Origin of the sequence: Tundrisphaera macrotermitis, assembly GCF_051175315.1 — a bacterium.
Classification (GTDB): domain Bacteria; phylum Planctomycetota; class Planctomycetia; order Isosphaerales; family Isosphaeraceae; genus Tundrisphaera.
The window spans coordinates 5668919-5688262 of record NZ_CP195100.1; the positions used below are offsets into that span (position 1 = coordinate 5668919).

14 protein-coding genes are annotated in these 19344 nt (G+C 69.2%); 10 read left to right on the plus strand and 4 right to left on the minus strand.

Going from position 1 to position 19344, the window contains the following annotated elements:
* Positions 1-8: 8 nt before the first annotated feature.
* Entirely contained in the window at positions 9-326 is a 318-nt protein-coding gene (locus TA3x_RS22945) for an Mpo1-like protein (protein ID WP_435017003.1), read from the minus strand.
* Positions 327-520: 194 nt separating this feature from the next.
* On the opposite strand from TA3x_RS22945, the gene TA3x_RS22950 reads away from it, so the two are divergent.
* From TA3x_RS22950 to plsY, 10 genes are all read left to right on the plus strand, one after another.
* Positions 521-1609 (plus strand): isocitrate/isopropylmalate dehydrogenase family protein, encoded by a 1089-nt coding sequence (locus TA3x_RS22950; RefSeq protein ID WP_435017004.1) that lies wholly within the window; start codon positions 521-523, stop codon positions 1607-1609.
* A 167-nt stretch (positions 1610-1776) separates the two neighbouring features.
* Positions 1777-2868, plus strand: a complete 1092-nt coding sequence (gene lpxK / locus TA3x_RS22955) for a tetraacyldisaccharide 4'-kinase (protein WP_435017005.1) — start codon at positions 1777-1779, stop codon at positions 2866-2868.
* Positions 2846-3808, plus strand: coding sequence for a hypothetical protein (locus TA3x_RS22960; protein ID WP_435017006.1), 963 nt, complete (start codon positions 2846-2848; stop codon positions 3806-3808). The genes lpxK and TA3x_RS22960 overlap by 23 nt, the downstream gene beginning before the upstream one ends.
* Positions 3805-4884: a lipopolysaccharide heptosyltransferase II gene (gene waaF / locus TA3x_RS22965; RefSeq protein ID WP_435017007.1), complete on the plus strand. Its 1080-nt coding sequence runs from the start codon at positions 3805-3807 to the stop codon at positions 4882-4884. The genes TA3x_RS22960 and waaF overlap by 4 nt, the downstream gene beginning before the upstream one ends.
* Positions 4881-5807: an NAD-dependent epimerase/dehydratase family protein gene (locus tag TA3x_RS22970; RefSeq protein ID WP_435017008.1), complete on the plus strand. Its 927-nt coding sequence runs from the start codon at positions 4881-4883 to the stop codon at positions 5805-5807. Before waaF ends, TA3x_RS22970 begins: the two co-directional genes overlap by 4 nt.
* 89 nt (positions 5808-5896) lie before the next feature.
* Positions 5897-7462, plus strand: coding sequence for a glycosyltransferase family 39 protein (locus tag TA3x_RS22975; RefSeq protein ID WP_435017009.1), 1566 nt, complete (start codon positions 5897-5899; stop codon positions 7460-7462).
* Positions 7459-8298 carry a lipopolysaccharide kinase InaA family protein gene (locus TA3x_RS22980; RefSeq protein ID WP_435017010.1) on the plus strand — a complete coding sequence of 280 codons (840 nt, stop codon included), beginning with the start codon at positions 7459-7461 and terminating at the stop codon, positions 8296-8298. Before TA3x_RS22975 ends, TA3x_RS22980 begins: the two co-directional genes overlap by 4 nt.
* Before the next feature lie 13 nt (positions 8299-8311).
* On the plus strand, positions 8312-9562 hold the full coding sequence (locus TA3x_RS22985) for a glycosyltransferase family 4 protein (protein ID WP_435017011.1): 1251 nt from the start codon (positions 8312-8314) through the stop codon (positions 9560-9562).
* A gap of 13 nt (positions 9563-9575) precedes the next feature.
* Positions 9576-10331, plus strand: a complete 756-nt coding sequence (locus tag TA3x_RS22990) for a sugar phosphate nucleotidyltransferase (protein ID WP_435017012.1) — start codon at positions 9576-9578, stop codon at positions 10329-10331.
* The gene (gene plsY / locus TA3x_RS22995) at positions 10328-12103 is read left to right on the plus strand and encodes a glycerol-3-phosphate 1-O-acyltransferase PlsY (RefSeq protein WP_435017013.1); all 1776 of its coding nucleotides are present in this window, start codon (positions 10328-10330) and stop codon (positions 12101-12103) included. Before TA3x_RS22990 ends, plsY begins: the two co-directional genes overlap by 4 nt.
* Positions 12104-12116: 13 nt before the next feature.
* Here plsY and TA3x_RS23000 read toward each other — a convergent pair whose 3' ends face one another.
* The 3 genes from TA3x_RS23000 to treS all read right to left on the minus strand — a co-directional run bounded on the left by TA3x_RS23000 (position 12117) and on the right by treS (position 19338).
* Positions 12117-13742 carry a family 16 glycoside hydrolase gene (locus TA3x_RS23000; RefSeq protein ID WP_435017014.1) on the minus strand — a complete coding sequence of 542 codons (1626 nt, stop codon included), beginning with the start codon at positions 13740-13742 and terminating at the stop codon, positions 12117-12119.
* Positions 13743-13825: 83 nt separating this feature from the next.
* The gene (gene malQ / locus TA3x_RS23005; protein ID WP_435017015.1) at positions 13826-16012 is read right to left on the minus strand and encodes a 4-alpha-glucanotransferase; all 2187 of its coding nucleotides are present in this window, start codon (positions 16010-16012) and stop codon (positions 13826-13828) included.
* Positions 16009-19338: a maltose alpha-D-glucosyltransferase gene (gene treS, locus TA3x_RS23010; protein WP_435017016.1), complete on the minus strand. Its 3330-nt coding sequence runs from the start codon at positions 19336-19338 to the stop codon at positions 16009-16011. The genes malQ and treS overlap by 4 nt, the downstream gene beginning before the upstream one ends.
* Between the last annotated feature and the right edge of the window lie 6 nt (positions 19339-19344).

The following is a 19344-nucleotide window of genomic DNA, read 5'->3' on the forward strand; positions in this document are numbered from 1 at the left end:
GATCGCTCTCAGGCCGCCCGCTCGGGGGCAGCCGTGAATCGCGTCTGACGCCGGCGGGCCCAGGCACGCCGCAAGGCCCGAATCTCGCCCGGCTCGCTGCCGTCGAGCGCATGCCCCAGGAACTGGAGGCAATACCCGCCCAGGAACAGGGCCACCGCCAGGAGGAAGATCCAGTAGGAGAGCAGCATCGTATAGACGGGCAACAGGAGGACGCCCAGGATCGTCGCGGGGATTCCGATCAGGTGGAGCAAGAAACTCCGGGGGTCGCGATGCCGGGCGATCCAGTCGGAGACGATCGGCGACGGCGGCTGAGGGGTGTAGATCATCGGGGGGTTCCGATCGACGATGCCGGGTGGGGGCCGATGACGCGACGCTTGACGCCGCCACGGTCCACGGTTAGGGTGGCCGTTCCGGTGGAAAACCACGATAACCGAGCGGGTTCAGTCCTTGCAACCCGTTGCCGACAAATGAAAAAGATCGCGTCCGCGGCCCGTCCGCGTGGCGCGGGGAGTTTGCTGCCATGGCGCATGATGTCACCCTGATTCCCGGCGATGGAGTTGGCCCCGAGCTGGCCGAGGCCACCAAGTTCTGCATCGAGGCCACCGGCGTCGCCATCAACTGGGAGGTGGAGGAAGCCGGCGTCGACGTGATGGCCCGGCTCGGCACGCCCGTCCCCGATTCCGTGATCGAGTCCTGCCGCCGCACCAAGGTCGCCCTGAAGGCCCCGATCACCACCCCGGTCGGCACCGGCTTCCGCTCGGTGAACGTCTACCTCCGCCAGGCGCTCGACCTCTATGCCTGCGTACGCCCGTGCAAGCAATATCCCGGCGTCCGCTCCTACTTCGACAAGAGCAAGGTCGACCTGGTGATCGTCCGCGAGAACACCGAGGACCTCTACCTCGGCGTCGAGTTCGAGAAGGGCAAGGCCGAGACGGCCGAGCTGATCGCCGACATCAAGCGGCTCAACGGCAAGGCGATCCGCCCCGACTCCGGCATCTCGATCAAGCCGATCTCGGTCACCGGCACGGAGCGGATCGTCAAGTACGCCTTCGAGTATGCCCGCAAGCACGGGCGCAAGAAGGTCACCAGCGTCCACAAGGCCAACATCCTCAAATTCTCCGACGGCCTGTTCCTCGAAGTCTCGCGCGAGGTGGCCAAGGCCTACCCGGAAATCGAATTCGAAGACCGCATCGTCGACAACATGTGCATGCAGCTCGTCCAGAAGCCGGAGCTGTATGACGTCCTGGTCCTGCCCAATCTCTATGGCGACATCCTCTCGGACCTCTGCGCCGGGCTCGTCGGCGGCCTGGGCGTCGCCCCGGGTGCCAACATCGGCGAGAACGGCGCCGTCTTCGAGGCGACCCACGGGTCGGCCCCGAAGTACAAGGGGCAGTGGAAGATGAACCCGGTCGCCCTGATCCTCTCCGGAGCCCTCATGCTGGACCACCTCGGCGAGCACGAGGCCGCCAAGAAGCTGGAAGCCGCCGTGGCCCAGGTCATCAAGGAAGGCAAGGACGTGACCTACGACCTCAAGGCCGACCGCAACGACCCGTCCGCCGTCGGCACGATGGAGATGGCCAAGGCCATCGCCAAGGCGATGGGCGCCTGATCCGATCGTCGCTCGAAGCGAAGTTCCGGTTTCAGCCGAATAGCGGCCAGGGACGAGCGGAAGACGTCGGGGATTCGCCCAAGGTCGATCCACGACGGAAACCCTCCGATCCTGGCCGTGTCTGCTACCGGCTTCATGGCCCGATCCGGCCGAACCTGAAGGAAATCATGAGTCGTCTCGACGAAGCCGCATTCCTCCGCTTGGTCCAGGGCGAGACGCGAGGGTTGATCGCCGGGGCATCTCGCCTGGGCCTGGGAATCCTCGCCGGGGGCTATCGCATTGGCGTGGCCGGCCGGGGGTTTGCCTTCGATCGGGGCTGGAAGCGGACACTCCGCGTCGGCGTCCCGGTCGTCTCGGTGGGGAATCTCACGCTCGGCGGGACGGGCAAGACCCCGATGGTGGAATGGGCGGCGCGGTGGTTTCGCGCCCGGGGGGCCCGGGTCGCCATCCTCAGCCGGGGCTACGGCGGCACCGGGGGGCTGAACGACGAGGGGCGGGCCCTGGAAGAAAACCTGCCGGATGTGCCGCATCTCCAGTCGCCCGACCGCGTGGCCCTGGCCCGGAACGCCATCGAGGAACTGGAGAGCGAGGTCCTGATCCTGGACGACGGCTTCCAGCATCGGCGGCTGGGCCGGGATCTCGACATCGTCCTGCTCGATGCGCTGGACCCGTTCGGCCTGGGCCGGATGTTCCCGCGTGGCCTGCTCCGCGAGCCTGCCTCGGCCTTGAAGCGAGCGAGCCTGGTCGTGCTCTCCCGGGCCGACCTGGTGGACGAGGCCGATCGCCGACGGATCCGGAGCCGGGCCGAGCGGGCCGCGGGGCCGTTGCGGTGGATCGAGACGCGTCACGCGCCGATCGATCTGATCGACCACGAAGGCCGGTCCGAGCCGCTGTCGACCCTGGCTGGGAAGAAGGTCGGCGCCTTCTGCGGGATCGGCAACCCGGAGGGTTTCCGGCGTACCCTGGCCGGTCTGTCGGCGGAGGTCGTCGGGTTCCGGCCCTTCCCCGATCACCATCCATATACGGCCTCGGACGTGGCCGAGATCGGCCGGTGGTTGCGGTCCTCCGGGGCGGACCTGGCCTTGACCACTCAGAAGGATTCGGTGAAGCTGCGCGCCCCGACGATCGGGTCGGTGCCCCTCCGCGCCCTGCGCATCGGCCTGGATGTGACCGAGGGGTCCGAGATCCTGGACGCTGCGTTTGCCGACCTCTGGAACCACCGGGAAAGGATTCCCCATGAGTTCGCCGGCCCTGGATGATGCGCTCGACCTGGACGCCCTCCGCTTCGAACCGCTCGCCGATCGCGCGAGCAAGGTCGCGTTGGCCGATCTCGGCCGCCCCTCCGGTCCCGGGCTGAGCCTGGCGGGATGGGTCGATCGCCTGCCCGATCAACTCGCGGGCAAGGGACTGCGGCGGCTGCGGGACGCCATCGTCCGGGCCCATGCCGGCGGTTCGACCGTGGCGGCGGCCCTGGGCGGCCACGTCATCAAGACCGGCTGCGGCCCCTACCTGATCGACTGGATGGACCGGGGCATCCTCGGCGGGCTGGCCCTGAACGGCTCGGCGGCGATCCACGACCTGGAACTGGCGATCGCCGGGCGGACCAGCGAGGACGTGGGCCCGCGCCTGATGGCCGGGACCTTCGGCTTCGCCCGCGAGACCTCGGACCTGTTCGCCCGCGCCTGCGACCGGGCCTCGGACACGCGGATCGGGCTGGGTGCGGCGCTCGGCGACGTGGTGATCGAACAGGGAGGGCCGGGGCTCGGCTCCAGCGTCTTGGCGGCCGCACGCCGCGCCGGGATCCCGCTGTCGGTCCACGTCGCCATCGGCACGGACATCGTCCACATGACGAACCAGCTCGACGGGGCCGCGCTGGGGCGGGCCACGCTCGACGACTTCCGCAACGTGACCGAGTTGATCGCCCGGATGGCCGACGGCGTCTGGCTGAACCTGGGCAGCGCGGTGGTCCTGCCCGAGGTGTTCCTCAAGGCGGTGGCGATCGTCCGCAACCTGGGCCGCTCGATCGACGGCCTGACCACGGCGAACCTTGACTTCAACCAGCAATATCGCGGGCTGCTCAACGTCCTCCAGCGCCCGGGGGCCGAGGGGATCGCCCTGACGGGGCACCATGAGTTGATGATCCCCCTGCTCCACGCCTCGGTCCTCGACGCGATCGCCGCCGGGAGCGGGAACTCGTGAGGCCGCCGCGTTCGATCGCGGTCTTCTGCCCGAACCTGGTCGGCGACACGGTCATGGCCACGCCGGCCTTCCGGGCCATCCGGGCCGGCTTCCCCGAGGCCCGCATCGCCGCCGTGGTCCGATCCCACGTCGCGCCCACGCTGGGGGGCGGCCCCTGGTTCGACGAGATCATCCCCTTCGCCCCCAAGGGGAAACGCCCCGAGGAGCGGACCTGGGCCGTGGTCGGTCGTCTTCGCAAGCATCGCCCCGACCTGGCCGTCCTGTTCCCGAACTCGCTCCGATCGGCCTGGATGGCGGTCGCGACGGGCGCCCGTCGGCGTGTCGGTTACGCCCGGGGCGGGCGGAGCCTGCTCCTGACCGATCGCCTGACGCCGCTGCGCGGGGCCGATGGAAAATACATCCCGACTCCCATCGTCGACGATTACCTCGGCCTGGCCCGGGCGGTGGGCTGCCCGGGCGACGGACCTCGCCTCGAACTGTTCACGACCCCGGACGATGAGGCCGCGGCCGACCGCGCGTGGGGCCGGCTCGGGCTGCCGCGCAGCCGCCCCGTCGTCTGCCTGAACACGGGAGGCGCCTTCGGCCCGGCCAAGAGCTGGCCCGTCGAGCATTTCGCCGCGGTCGCCCGCAGGCTGGTGGACGAGCGCGGATTGTCGGTGCTGGTGGTTTGCGGGCCGTCCGAACGCGACGCGGCCCGGGCGATCGTGGCGAATGCGGAGCGCTTCGCCGTGACCAGCCTGGCCGACGAGCCGCTCGGGATCGGCCTGACCAAAGCCTGCGTGCGTCGTTCCGCCCTGATGATCACGACCGACTCGGGCCCCCGGCATTTCGGCGTCGGGTTCGACATCCCGGTGCTGTCCCTGTTCGGGCCGACCCACATCGCCTGGACCTTGACTCACCACGGCAAGTCGCTCCATCTCCACCACCCGGTGCCGTGCGGTCCCTGCCAGCGGCCGATCTGCGTCGAGACGCACCATCGCTGCCTGCGCGACCTGGCGCCGGACGCCGTCTATCGCGCGGCCACGCGGATGCTCGACGGGATCGGGCTCGGCGTCGAGCGGACGGAGGCGGTGTGACGGCACTCACCTGGCTGGTCACCGGCGGGTCGGGGTTCCTGGGCCGCCCGTTGCTCGACCAACTTCGGGCGGACCGGCCCGGCGATCGGATCGTGGCGATCGGCCGGTCGATCTCCGAGGCGTGGCCAACCGTGGATTTCCAGGCCGCCGACCTGGAAAGCGACGACTCGCTGGCCGAGGCCGTGGCCGAGATCCGGCCGGATCGCGTGGTCCATCTCGCGGGCCGGACCCCGCCCGCCTCGGCGGATCAACTCTATCGATCCAACGTCATCGGGACGCTCAAGCTCCTGGACGCCCTGCGGGCGCTCGACCGCCCGATGCGGATCGTCCTGGCCGGTTCGGCCGCCGAGTTGGGGCCGGTCCGGGAGGCAAATCTCCCGGTCGGCGAGGACGCCCCCTGTCACCCGGTCGGGCCTTATGGGCTGAGCAAGTTCTTGGCGACCACCGCCGGGCTGGCCGCCGGCCCTCCGCTGGAGGTCGCGGTGGCCCGGGTCTTCAACCCGATCGGCCCGGGGATGCCGGTTTCGCAGGCCTTCGGCCGGTTCGCCTCCGCCCTGGCGAGCGGGACGGGGCCGATCCGCCTTCCCGTCGGGGACCTGGAGGCGCGGCGCGACTTCATCGACGTGCGCGACGTGGCGCGGGGCCTGCTCGCGATCATCGAACGCGGGCACTGCGGCCGGGTCTATCTTGTCGGCACCGGGCGATCCCGCCGCGTGGGGGATGGGCTCGACACATTGATCGCGCTGAGCGGTCGCGAGGTCACGGTGGAGGCCGGGCAGGCCCCGCCCTCGGTCCCCGCGGACTCCCGGGCCGACATCGCCAGGATCGTCCGGGAGACCGGCTGGAACCCGGCCGTCCCCTGGGAACAGAGCCTCCGCGACCTCTGGGATGAGGCCGTCCGGCAGGCCCGCCCTCGGGATTGACCGGATCGGAGGCCGCTCGTATGATGCCGGCGCGTGCGGACCAGGGACTCGGTTCGCGCTCAGGAAGTAATTGACCAGGGAGGGTCAGGATGGCCAACCGTCGATGGTTGTATGCGGTCGCCGCGATGTCGGCGGCTCTGCACCTCGCCGGCATGGCGCGCAATCCCCTGCCCGCCCAGGATGGCCTGAAATTCCTTCGGGTGGCCCGTCAGTTCCAGTCCGCCCCCTGGGTGGATGTGATCCGGGGCACCGACCAGCATCCGCTCTATCCCGCCCTGATCGCGGTGGCGGAGCCGGCCGTCTCGGCCGTGATCGGACCCGGGCCCGACGCCTGGCGGATCGCCGCCCAGGGCGTTTCCCTGATCGCCGCGATCGGCCTGCTCTGGCCCTTGCATTCGCTGGCCCGCAGCCTGTTCGGCGACGCCACGGCGAACCTGGCCGTGTTCCTCTACGCGCTCCTGCCGAAGCCAGCCGAACTCGGCCATGACACCCTGGCCGATGCCCTGGCGCTGGCCTTCCTGGTCACCGCCCTCTGCCTCGGCGAGCGAACTTTGATGGCCGGATCGTGGAGATCGGCCCTGGGATGCGGGCTCGCCCTCGGGCTGGGATTTCTCACACGCCCCGAGGTCCTGCTCGCGGCCCCCGCCATCGTCGTGGCCGGGATGGCCCGCCGGATGGACTGGGCCGGGCGGAAGGCAATGGCGGCCCGGTTGGCCTCGATGGCGGCCGTCGCCGGGTTGCTCGTCGGCGGATATGCCTTCACGAAGGGCGCCCTGTCCGAGAAGCTCTCGTTCCGGATCGGGACCAGAATCGGGGTCGATGCCTATCAGGCCCGGAAAGCCCCGCTCCGATTGCCGCCGGGCCTCGATGACGCGCGGTGGGATTTCTCGCCCAAGGAGGAGACCGGGGATGACGCGTTGAAATCGCGCCCGATCGATGCCTTCGGGGTCCTGATCCGCGACTGGATCGAAGGCCTTTCCTGGATCCTCGCGCCATTCGCCATCTGGGGCGTCATTCGTTCACGATCGATCCCGGAGTCGGCGTCCGGCCGACGTCTCGCCCTGGCCTACGTCGCCATCTTCGCTGCGATCCTGCTCCGGCATGCGACCACCCTGGGCTATGCCTCTGGGCGGCATGCTTTGGCCCTGGTGGCCGTCGCGGTCCCCTGGGCGGCCTTCGGCATCATGGCCTGGGCGGCGGGATTTTCGGCACGACGGGGCATGAGCCTGGAACGGGGCGGGCGGCTCGGCCGGGCCGCGCTGGCTGGCCTGGCCTGCGTGGCGATCGCGGTCCAGCTCAAGGCCGGGCATCCGAGCCGATGGGGCCATCAGGCAGCCGGTCGATGGCTGGCGAGCGCGGCCGGGCCGGACGAGGCCGTGCTCGATACGCGGGGTTGGGCCTCGTTCGTCCGGGGCGGGCCGAGCTACGACTACTGGCATGTCCGCCAGGCCCTGGGCGACGCGAAACTGGCCTATGTCGTGGTCGGTGCCGATGAGATGGAGGCGCCGAGTCGCCGGGCGGAGACGCTGCGGGCCGTCCTGGGCTATGCCGGCCGCCAGGTGGCGGGCTTCCCCGGGCGCGAAGGCGGGCGGGCCGATGATGTCCGCGTCTTTCGATTCGAGCGGCCGGAGTCCTGGGAGGGGCTGCGACGATGACCGTCGACCACGGAACCTTGATCCGTCGCCTGGTCCGGGGGACGCGCTGGTCGTGGCGGGCCGATCGCCATGCTCGCGCCCTCCCCGGCGATTTCGACGCGATCGTGATGGACCTCGAATCGACCGACCGCCATCACGCCAAGCAGGGCCGATCGACGGCCCGGGTCCGCTTCGATGCCGGCCTGTCCGTCTACCTGAAGCGGCATTATCGGCTGCCCTGGTCCAACCGGCTCGCCGCACTGATCCGGCCCTCGGGCCGGCATACGCCGGCCTCCGCCGAATGGGCCCACCTGGAGAGGGCCCGCGCCCTGGGGATCGCCGTCCCGGAGGTCGTCGCGGCCGGCGAGCGGATCGGCCCTTGGGGTGGCCTGAGCAGCTACTTGATGGTGGCCGAACTCGTCGACCATGAGCCTCTGCACGAGGCCTTGCCGGATTTGTCCCGGACGATGGAGCCGGCCGCATTCGCCCGGCTCAAGCGGGCGCTGGCGATCGAGATGGCCGAGATGACCGCGAGGCTCCATCGGGCCCACGCGTTCCACAAGGACCTGTACCTCTGCCATTTCTTCCTGGATGGTCGACCGGGCGTCCAGGACGGCGGTCGGCTCTGCCTGATCGACCTGCACCGGCTGGCGTTCCACCGCTGGACGGCCCCCCGCTGGCGCTGGAAGGACCTGGGGCAACTGCTGTTCTCGACCTTCGGCGTGGCCGGGATCGACGATCGCGATGTCCTGCGATTCTGGATGCATTACCGCCGGCGGATGGGCCTGAGGCGGGCCGGGTTCGAACGGGCCCGGGTCCGCGCCAAGGCCGAACGATACCGGGCCCACAACTCATGAATCGGGGTCGCTCATGCGTCTCGCTCTGAATTTCCGGAGGGTCGATCCCTCGCGAGGCGGCGCGGAGACCTATCTGGTCGACCTGTGCCGTCGCCTGATCCATGCCGGGCACCAGGTGGACCTGTTCGCCAACGCCTGGAAGGAAGGCGCCCTCCCCGGCGCGGTCGGGCTGCACAAGGTGGAGGCCCGCGGGCTGACCCGGTGGCAGGAGACCTGGGACTTCGCCCGGAACTCCGAGGCCGCCCTCCGGGCCGATGAGTGCCGCTACGACTGCACGGTGGGCTTCATCAATACCTGGCATCAGGATGTCATCATCCCCCAGGGGGGCGTCCACGGCGGCAGCCTCGATGCCAACTCCCGACGCTTCCCGGCCGGGCTGCGCCGCGGCCTCTATCGCCTGGGCAAGCAGGCCAATCCCAAGGCGTGGGTCTACCACGCGATCGAGTCGAGGCAGTACGACCCGGCCCGGAAGACGCGGGTCGTGGCGGTCTCCCACATGGTGCGGGGCCACCTGAACCGCTATCACGGCGTGCCCGACGACCGGATCGACGTGGTCCCCAACGCGATCGATGCCGGTCGGCTCGCGGTGGCCGACCCATCGGCGGCCCGCGACCGGTTCCGCGCCGAGCATGGCCTGGCCCCGGATGCCCTGGTGGCCCTGTTCGTCGGCCACAATTACCGGCTCAAGGGGTTGGAGCCACTCCTGCGTTCGCTGGCCCTGAGGATGGAACGGGATCCGGACGCCCGGCCGATCCATCTCCTCGCCTGCGGGGGGGGCCGACCGGGCCCGTTCCGGCAACTGGCCGACCGTCTGGGGCTGGGGGATTCGGTCAAGCTCCTCGGATTCCTGCCCGACATCCGCCCGGCCTTCCACGCCGCCGACTGCTTCGTCCTGCCGACTTATTACGACCCCTGCTCGCTGGTGGTCTTCGAAGCCCTGGCCTGCGGCCTCCCGGTGATCACCACGGCCTGCAACGGGGCCGGGGAACTGATCACGGGGGGGCGCGAGGGGTTCGTCGTGGAATCGCCCGACGCCATCGGCCCCTTGGCCGACGCCCTCTCCGCGATGGCCGACGACGAGGCCCGGCGGGCGATGGCGGTGCAGGCGGAACGCCTCGGCCGCGAACAGACCTTCGACCGCCACGTCGCCAGCCTGATCCGGGTTTTTGAGCGGGCCGCCGAGGAACGGCGCGGACGCGGCCGGGTCGGCCGGATCCCGGCGCCGAAATCGTCCGCTCGTCGTCCTTCCACCTCCCCTGTCTGATCGGAGTCCACCGATGCAAGCGATCCTCCTGGCGGGCGGCAAAGGGACCCGGCTCCGGCCGTACACGGCGGTGCTGCCCAAGCCATTGATGCCGATCGGCGAGGTCGACCCGCTGCCGATCATGGAGGTCGTGCTACGCCAGCTGGCCCGGCACGGGTTCCGAGACGTGAGCGTGATCACCGGCTACCTGACCGAGCTGATCGAGGCGTTCTTCGGCGACGGCCGCAAGGTCGGGACCCGGCTGACCTACCATCGCGAGGTCACTCCCCTGGGCACGGCGGGCGGGTTGACCCTGCTGGAGCGGCCCAAGGAGTCGGTCCTGGTCATCAACGGCGACATCCTCACGACGCTCGACTTCGGGGCGATGTACGAGTTCCACCGGGAGCGTGGGGCCGCCGCGACGATCGCGTCGTACCCCCGCGAGGTGAAGATCGACTTCGGCGTCCTCGACTTCGACGGCGACCCGCATGTTCTCGCGGGCTATCGCGAGAAGCCCGAGTTCTCGTTCCAGGTCAGCATGGGCGTCTACATCCTCCACCCGTCGGCCTGGGACTTCCTGACGCCGGGCCAGCCCCTGCCGATGCCGGATCTGCTGGAAAACATGCGGGGGACGGGCCACCCGATCCATTGCTTCCGCCAGCCCTGCTACTGGCTCGACATCGGTCGCCACGACGACTACGCCACGGCCAACGAGGTCTTCGAGGCGCGTCGCCATTCGTTCCTCGGCGATCCGGCCCGGCCGCTGGCGAAGATCGGGCGCGACCAGTGAATGGGGCCGCCGCGACGATCCTGACCCTGGGATTGGCTTATCTGATCGGGTCGATCCCGTTCGGCTTGCTGATCGCGCGACGGTTCGGCGGGATCGACATCCGCACGGTCGGTTCCGGGAACATCGGCGCGACCAATGTGGGCCGGACGCTGGGGCTCCGGTTCTTCTTCGCGGTGTTCCTGCTCGATTTCCTCAAGGGCCTGCTGCCGACCCTGGCGTTGCCCGGTCTCGGGATCCGGATGTCGGGCCTGCCACTCCCCCACCTGCCCGTGGGCGTGGCGGTGGCGACGATCCTGGGCCACAACTTCCCGCTCTACCTCCGGTTCCGCGGGGGCAAGGGCGTGGCCACCAGCCTGGGGGCGGTCACCGCCCTGGATGCCTGGGCCAGCCTCGCCGCGGCGTCGGGGTTCGCTGCCATGCTGGGCGTCACCCAGTATATCTCGGTCTCCTCGATCACCGGGGGATTGCTGTTCGTCCTGGTCCACTTCCTCCGGGTCGAAGGGCCCTGGCATCGGGATCATATCGCCATGAGCGTCGCCACGATCGGCCTGATGGGGCTCCTCATCGCCCGCCACCGGACCAACTTCACCCGCCTGGCCCGGGGGACCGAGCCGAAGGTCAAGTTCGGCAAGAAGAACAGGGATCGCCACCCGTCGGGGCGGATCGCGACCATCCTGATCGTGCTCTTGGCCACGGGCGGAGGCGCGACGGCCCTGGCGCTGAATGCGTCCCGCAAGGCCGAGGTCGTGGCCGGCGACTTCCGCCTCACGATCGCCGATCGGACCGTGACCGGGCATCAACGGGCAGAACGTTTGGCCTTCGCCGACGGCGGCAAGGTGCTGATCGCCACCTGCCCGCGCTATGGCCGGGTGCTGGTCTATGCGATCACCGAAGGGCGAACCCTGTCGCTCGCGCGCGACATCGTCCTGGAGGGGCGTCCGGTCGCGATCTGCCCGGCCGCCGATCGCTTCTATGTCCTGATCCGGCCCAAGGATGATGCCCGCCATGTCGAGGTGGGTTGGTGGGAAACGTTCGACTTCGCCGGCGAGCCGATCGGCTCGAAGGTCCGGCTCGACTTCTACCCGGACGATTTGGTCGTCTCGCCCGACGGCCGCCGCGTGATGGTGCTGTCCTCGGGGCGGGGCGAAGGGGGCGATCACCGCCCGATGCCCGCGCTGACCGTCTTTCAGATCGATGCATCGGCCGCAGCGGCCCCGGCCCGGCTCGCCGGTCGGCTCGAATTCGATCGGCCCGGGGATGATCCGGCCCACCTGGCCCTCGCGCCTGACGGCGTCAAGGCGGCCGTCTCCTTGCAGGGGTCGAATCAGGTGGCCTGGATCGACCTGGCCGACGCGGATCGCCCGGCCCTGATCGCGCGATGCGATTGGCCCGAGGAATCGCGCCCCGACGTCCTCCGATTCGATCGCCAGGGCGGGCTGCTCGCCGTCGACGACGGCCGCGAGGCGCTCTGGCATCAGGACGGACCCGCCGCCAGCCCCGAGATCCGGCCGATCGATGGCGGGATCGGCGATGCCCTGGAACTGACCGGAACCACCGACTTCTGGGCCTGCACGCTGCCCTTCGGCTCGGGGCTGGCCCTGGTGCCCGTCCGCGATGCGTCCGAGGAGCCGGCCGTCCTGCCGTTGAAGGGGACGGCGAACCTGTCCTCGACCCGGCCGATGGGGCTGGCCCATTCGCCCGAACGGTCGTTGATGGCGGTCGCCAACCGTTCCGGCGGGAGCATCCACCTGATCGCCATCGAGCGGGAGTGAGATCCGGCCCGGATCAGTCCGGGAGCCGGATCAACCGGACGTTGCGGTACTCGGCCGGCGCTCCGTGGTTCTGAAGGCCGATGTAGCCGCGGAGCGGCGGGGTCGGCAAGGTCGGCAAGGTCTCCGGGTGCTGATCCAGGAGGGTATCCAGGACCTGGGTGCCGTTGCTCCAGACGTCGACGCGCGTCCCCCGGGCCCGGACCGTGTATCGGTTCCACTCGCCCCCCGGGGGATGAGTGGGGTTGGTCGCGGGGGCGGCGTGGCGGTAGAGCGACCCGCTGCTGTAGCGGTTGGCGACCCCCGGATCGTCCTGGGCCTGGAGTTCCAGGCCGCTCCGCGAGGGCCAGTCCAGCCCGAGCGCCCCGACCTGCACCTTGGACCGATCGCTCGGCGCGAAGGCCCAGGGGACCGGTCGGGCCCGGAGGAAGATCCCGGCGTTCCCCTTCGGCGGGACTTTCCACTCGATCCGCAGGACGAAGTTGCCGACCTCCACGGGCAGGCGGAGCCAGCCATATTCATTCGGGCCCGGCTGGCAGCGGATCACGCCATCGGCCCAGGTCCAGGTGTCCGGTCGTTGGGCCATTTCGGCGGCCCACCCGGCCATCCCCTGCTCGGAGAGATTCAGGGCATCGGGGCCGACCTCGGGCTCGGGCTCCGGGGCGTGGCCGAGGGGGGCCGGTCCCTGGGGCCGGAATGCCTTGTCGAAGTGTTCCTGGGCGGCCATCCATTGCAGGCGGGTGGCGATCGTCTCGTGGCCGGCGAATTCGCCGTGGTGGGTGAACGCAACGCCCATCCCCTTGATGTTGGCAGACCGATACGTCCCCTTGACCGCCCGTTCGACCCGCCTGCCCGGCGAGTCATTGCGCAGGGGGATCCGTTCGCCCACGATCAGGCTCAAGGGCCTCGGCGAGCAGAGCGCGGCGAGGGCGTCGGCCCAGGTCCTGGACTCCAGTTTCTCGGCCGCTTCCGGCCCGTAGACATCGGCCACCGGCCGCCGGATCGTGTCGGCCTCCAGGCCGACCACGCCGCAGGCGATCCGCTCGTCGACGGCCATCAGGCCGAGCGCGACCGGCCCCGCCGCCCCCAGGCCGATGATCGCGATGCGGTCGGGGTCGATCTCAGTCCGCGTCAGGACGGCATCGATCGCCATTCGCAGCGTCGGTGCATCGGCCCCATCGAGCGCCAGCACCGCATAGCCGAAGCGGGCGAGCGAGAGGGCATCGGGCTGGCCGTCATGGCCCGGGACGTCGACCGCGCGACGCCCGGCGACGCCCGGATCCGAGACCAGGATGATGATCGGGACCCGAGATTCGGGGCTCGGGGCCTGTTGTTCGCCATTGGCGGGATGCCGGGGCAGGACGAGCACACCCGGCGTCCCGCCGTCGAGGGTGATCGTCTCGACGGACATGCCGTCCTTCATCTCTCGGCCCCCGACCATCAGGGACGGGGCCCGGACCGGGATGCGCTTGGGGGCCACGGCCGCCTCGGCGGCCCGGTGAAGCACCGGCCGTCGAGCCGTCCATTCGGCGGCATTCTTCGGCGGGACGAACGCCTTCGGAGCATCGGCCGACGCCGATGGGGCCAGGGCGGGCAACAGCCCGATCAGGACGAGGGACCGGCCGATGGAATGACGCACCATGTTGCGAACCCCGGGAGGAGGAGACGGATCGCGCGGAGCGAACCAGGCTAACCGCCTCCCGGGGCCAAATCCAGCGATCGCCCTCACGCCGATGGGGAGGTGACGGGGGATGCGGCGTCCGCGACGGGGGCGGGTGCGGGGGCCGGCTTCTGCGGGCGCGGGGACGAGGTGCGGAGGGCGTCGACCCGACGCAGGGCGGACAGGACGGCCGGATCCCGGCTGAATTCTTCGAAGCTCTGCCGTAGCTTCCGCCTCCAGTTCGGCCGCTCCTCGACGGTATTAGGCGTGTTCTGGGGTTCGGTCTCCAGCCAGAAATCCTCGACGTTCAGGAGGAGCACCCGCGACGGCGAGGCCGCCAGCCAATCCCACATGGCGTGGAGGATCGATCTTTCGTCGTCCGAACCCTCCGCGAGGAATCCTTCCCCCCGGAGGAAGGTGGCGATCGACCGACGGAGCAGGTCGCGAGCCTCGGTTTCCTGGGCGTAGGTCGTGTCGTCGAGCAGGCCGAGTTCGCGGCGGTCTTCGAGATCGAGCCCGCGCCAGAACGCGGCGAATGGGGGCATGTCGTGGGTGTTCACGCTGGCCACCGTCGCCTCGGGTGCGGGCGGAAGGGCGTGCTCGGGGTCCGGCCGGGCCTCGTACTGGACGACGTACATCCCGCGCACGCCGTGGCGGGTCATCGACTCTTCGACCTCGGGCGGGACCGTCCCCAGGTTCTCGCCGACGAGCCAGGCCTCCCGGCGATGCGACTCGATCGAAAGGATCGCGTAGATCTCGTCGGCCGGCGTGGACACGAAGGCGCCGTCCCTGGCCTCGGCGCCATCGGGGATCCAGAAGAGCCGGTGCAGGCCCATCACATGATCGATCCGCAACGCCCTCGCGTGCCGGAAGTGATTCCGGAACGACGCGATCAGGTAGCGATATCCATTCTCGCGCTGGCGTGCGGGGTGGAGGGGCGGGAACCCCCAGTTCTGGCCCTTGGTGAAGACCAGGTCGGGCGGACAGCCCACGCTCGCCCCGATCGCGAACGAATCCCGCTCGCGCCAGACATCGTAGCTGCCCCCGTCGACGCCGACCGGGAAGTCGAGATACCAGGATAGACCCTTGGCCCTGGCCTTGTCCGCCAGCTCGCGGAGCTGCTCATCCGCCTGCCACTGGGCGAACAGGTGATAGTTCCGGATCGAGGGGTCGACCGAGTTGCGGTCGATCGTCGAGGGCCAGGACCTCCAGTTGCGCCCCAGGCTCTCGCCGGCCGCCTGGAAGGTGGCATAGTCCTCGACGTCGGGGCGTTCTTCGAGGAATGCCCGATAGGACGCGGTGTATTCTCCCTCGCCTTCGAAGAAACCGTCCGCCATGAGGCCCAGGGCCCGGCGTTTCTGACTCATCTGGCGCCCGTAATGGACCAGGTCGCCCGAACGCAGGGCGGCGACCTCGGCCATCGTGGCACCGCCCTCCCAGGCGTCCTTCGCGGCCTCGGTGCGGATCGCCTCGGGGATCCGCTCCAGGTCGAGGTAGAACTCGTTCCAGAACAGGCGGCTGGTCGGCGAGTAGGGGCTGATGATCGGATCCTCGCCGTCGAAATGGGCGGCGAGCATCGGCAGGGTGGCGATGAGCCCGCCCCCGAGCCCGGCCGTCCAGTCCATCAGGGCGTCGAGGTCGCCGAGGTCGCCGCCGCCCCGGCTCCGCGAGCCGTGCAGGGCATAGAGCGGGCAGAATAGGCCCCAGGGCCTCTTGCCGTTCTTCTCCGGTTCGGAATACACGCGAGGAGGGGCGGCGATCACCAGCGACTCCGCCTGGACGTCCCGGGATGCGACGGTCAGGCGATGATAGCCGGTCGGCAAACCATCGGGCAGGATCAGACGTTTAGCGCTGAATGCCTCGCCCCCGATCACCTCCGAGGCGACGGTGTCGAGATCTTCCAGTCGGATCGACCAGCCTTGATCGCCGCCGGACTCGAATGTCAGGCGCACCTGGGCCGGCCCCCGGGCCTCGGCATCGCGGAGCCTGAGGAGGACGGGTGACGGAGCGCCGTGCCAGGCGACCACGACCGGTTCCAGCCGGCGGTTCCACTCCTCCATCCGATGGGCGAGGAGGGCCGCCGGCGCGTCGTCGATCGTGGCCACCGGCGCGCCCAGGACGCGGAGGACCGACAGGAGGGACCGGGCCGGCGCGGGCTGGGTCCTCCCGGACGTATCGATATATTCGACCTGGATCCCGTGGCGTCGGGCCAGGTCGCGCAACGGCTCGGGGGCGGGGGCGTCCGCGATCATTGTTCCTCCGGGCGGATCATATTCAGGACGCCGATGATCGGGATGCGGACCCAATCGGGGCGGTAATCGAGCTCGTAGCGGAGTTCGAACAGGGTCTTTTCGAGCCGGAACAGGTCGAGCAGCCGGCGGGTCGCCCCCGAGTCGGCCGGGAGGAGCGGCGCGGCCACCTCGCGGTACGATTTGAGGAAGGTCGCGGAGATCCACGACTGCCAGATCCGGGCCCACGGCTCGAGCCTCTGGAAGCTCTCGGCGTGGACCTTGGCGGTGCGGACGAGCCCGCTGTAGGCGACGTAATCGAACGAGCGGAGCATGGTCGCCACGTCCTTGAGCGGCGACTGCTTGGCACGCCGCTCTTCGAGCGATCGGCCCGGCTCCCCCTCGAAGTCGAGGATGAAGAAGTCGTTCTCCTTCCACAGGACCTGGCCCAGGTGGTAGTCGCCGTGGACGCGGATCTTGCGGAGGTCTTCGCTGGGCGACGGGAGGTTCGTGACCAGTTCCCGGAGGCGGGGCTCGGCATCGAGCACCTCCTTGGCCAGCGACCGGAGGTCTTCGGGCAGAGTGGGGAGGCGGTCCTTGAGCGACTTCAGGCTCGATCGGACCTGGGCGGCGACGCGATTCGATAGCTGGGCCATCTCATCCGCACCGATCGGCTCGGGGGCGAATGCGGGGTCCTCGGGATCGGAGGCGAGGGCCAGGTGGAGTTCGGCCGTGCGACGTCCCAGGAGCTCGGCCGCGAGCGGCGTCGTCCCCAGGATCTCGGCGACTTCCTCGGGGATCTCGCGCTCGCTCAGGTCGAAGGGTGAGGCAGGGTCGAGGTCGAGGCGGGGCAGCCGGTGCCCTTCCCCGGAGGCCTCTTCGAAGTAACGACCCACGATCTCCATGGCCTGTTCCCAGGCCTGGCCCTGGTTCGGGACGAACTCGCGGAGCATGCCCAGGCTCATCGTCTGGCCCTTGGGCAGGCGATACTCCAGGGCCCCGGCCGTCTGGGGGACGCGCGGGAAGTCGGTCTTCTCGGTCAGGAACCGGCCGATTTCGAAGTCGAGGCTCGGGCCGTCGTAGATTCGGCGGAGGATCTTCAGGTAATAGCGTTCGCCGAAGATTACGCTGGAATTGCTCTGCTCGGTCGCGGTCCTCCGGACGGGCTCGATCGCGAGATCGCCCCCCTCCAGTGATTCCAGCGCCGTGGTGGGCACGCCGACGAACTTCCCCTGCCTGGCCTTGACCGTCTGCCCCTCGACGATGAGCTGGAGGAGCCGATGGCACATGGCGTCGCTGTGCAGGGCGTCGCAGAGGATGCCCTCCCCTTCCGTGCAGGAGACGTGGGCCAGCACTGACCCCGGCCGGGTCTGCAACATTTGCTCGGCATCCGCCCCGGTCAGCACGACCAGCGGCAGCTGGTATTTCTCGAACTTGCCGTCGGCGTCGTAGGTCCGGACCAGGACGTTGACCACGGGCGTTTCCGCCACCGGGAAGTAGACCCAATCGCGGATGCTGACCGTCTCCAGCGAGCGCGACTTGGCGCCGAACCATCGCTGGCGTCGTATGAACTGCGGCAGGACGGAGCGTTCCATGATGGCCCGCTCTCGCCCCTCCAGCAGGAATTCCCAGCCGCCCACCAGGGTGAGGCGGGGGATGGGCTCGGCCTCGATCGCCGGGCTGACCTCGGTCCCGCCCAGCACCGATCCCGACACCTGCTCCAACTGGAACCAGATGCAGGAGGATGGGGCCAGCGTGAGGAAATAGGGTTGGTCCCCGATCGTCGGGAACTGGACTCGGCCGAACATCTCGAACGGGGTATATCCCTTGTATTCGGCCATATCCAGCTCGACCGGCTGGACGAACCGGGAGAGATTGGCGACCACCAGGATCAGCTCATCCTGATAGTGGCGGAAGTAAGCCAGGATCTTGCGATTGGCCGGGTGGAGGAAGGAGAGGGTGCCCCGGCCGAACGCCTTGTAGCCCTTGCGCAACGCGATGAGCCGCCGCATCCACTGGAGCAGCGACGAGGGGTCGCGCTCCTGGGCCTCGACGTTGATGGCCTGGTAGCCATAGATCGAGTCCATGATCGGCGGGGCGTAGAGCTTGGCGAAGTCGGCCCGGGAGAACCCGGCGTTGCGGTCGCCGGTCCACTGCATCGGAGTGCGGACGCCGTTGCGGTCGCCGAGGTAGATGTTGTCTCCCATCCCGATCTCGTCGCCGTAGTAGAGGACCGGCGTCCCGGGCAGGGAGAACAACATCATATTGAGGAGTTCGATCCGGCGACGGCTGTTGCCGATCAGGGGGGCCAGCCGGCGGCGGATGCCGACGTTGATCCGCATCCTTGGGTCGGCGGCGTACTCCTTGTACATGTAGTCCCGCTCCTCGTCCGTGACCATCTCGAGCGTCAGCTCGTCGTGGTTGCGGAGGAACAGGGCCCACTGGCACTCGTCGGGGATGTCCGGCGTCTGCCGCATGATCTCGACGATCGGGTGCCGGTCTTCCTGCCGGATCGCCATGTACATCCGGGGCATGAGCGGGAAGTGGAAGGTCATGTGGCATTCGTCGCCGTCGCCGAAATACGGCAGGACGTCGGCCGGCCACTGGTTCGCCTCGGCCAGGAACAGGCGATCCTGGTAGTTGTCGTCCATCTCCTTGCGGAACTGGCGGAGGATCGCGTGGCTCTCCGGAAGGTTCTCGCAGTTGGTCCCCTCGCGCTCGATGAGGTAGGGGATGGCGTCCAGCCGCATCCCGTCTACGCCCATGTCGAGCCAGAACCGCATGATCTTGAAGACGGCGGCCAGGACCTCGGGATTATCGAAGTTCAGGTCGGGCTGGTGATGGAAGAAGCGGTGCCAGAAGTAGGCCTTGGCCACCGGGTCCCAGGTCCAGTTCGACGGCTCGCTGTCGGTGAAGATGATCCGCACGTCCTTGTACTTCTGGGGCGTGTCGCTCCAGACGTAGTAGTCGCGCTTCGGGTCGCCGGGCGGGGCGTTGCGGGCGGCCTGGAACCAGGGGTGCTGGTCCGACGTGTGGTTGATGACCAGCTCGGTGATCACCCGGATGCCGCGCTTGTGGGCCTCCTGGACGAACTCGCGGAACTCCTCGATCTTGCCGTAGGAGGGATGGACTTCGTCGTAATCCGAGATGTCATACCCGTCGTCTCGCAGCGGCGACGGGTAGAACGGCAGGAGCCACAGGCAGGTGATCCCCAGTTGCTGCAGGTAGTCGAGCTTCTGGATCAGGCCCTTGAAGTCCCCGATCCCATCCTCATTGCTGTCGAAGAACGCCTTGACGTGGAGTTCGTAGATGATCGCATCTTTGTACCACTGAGGATCCGATTCGATCATGGGCGG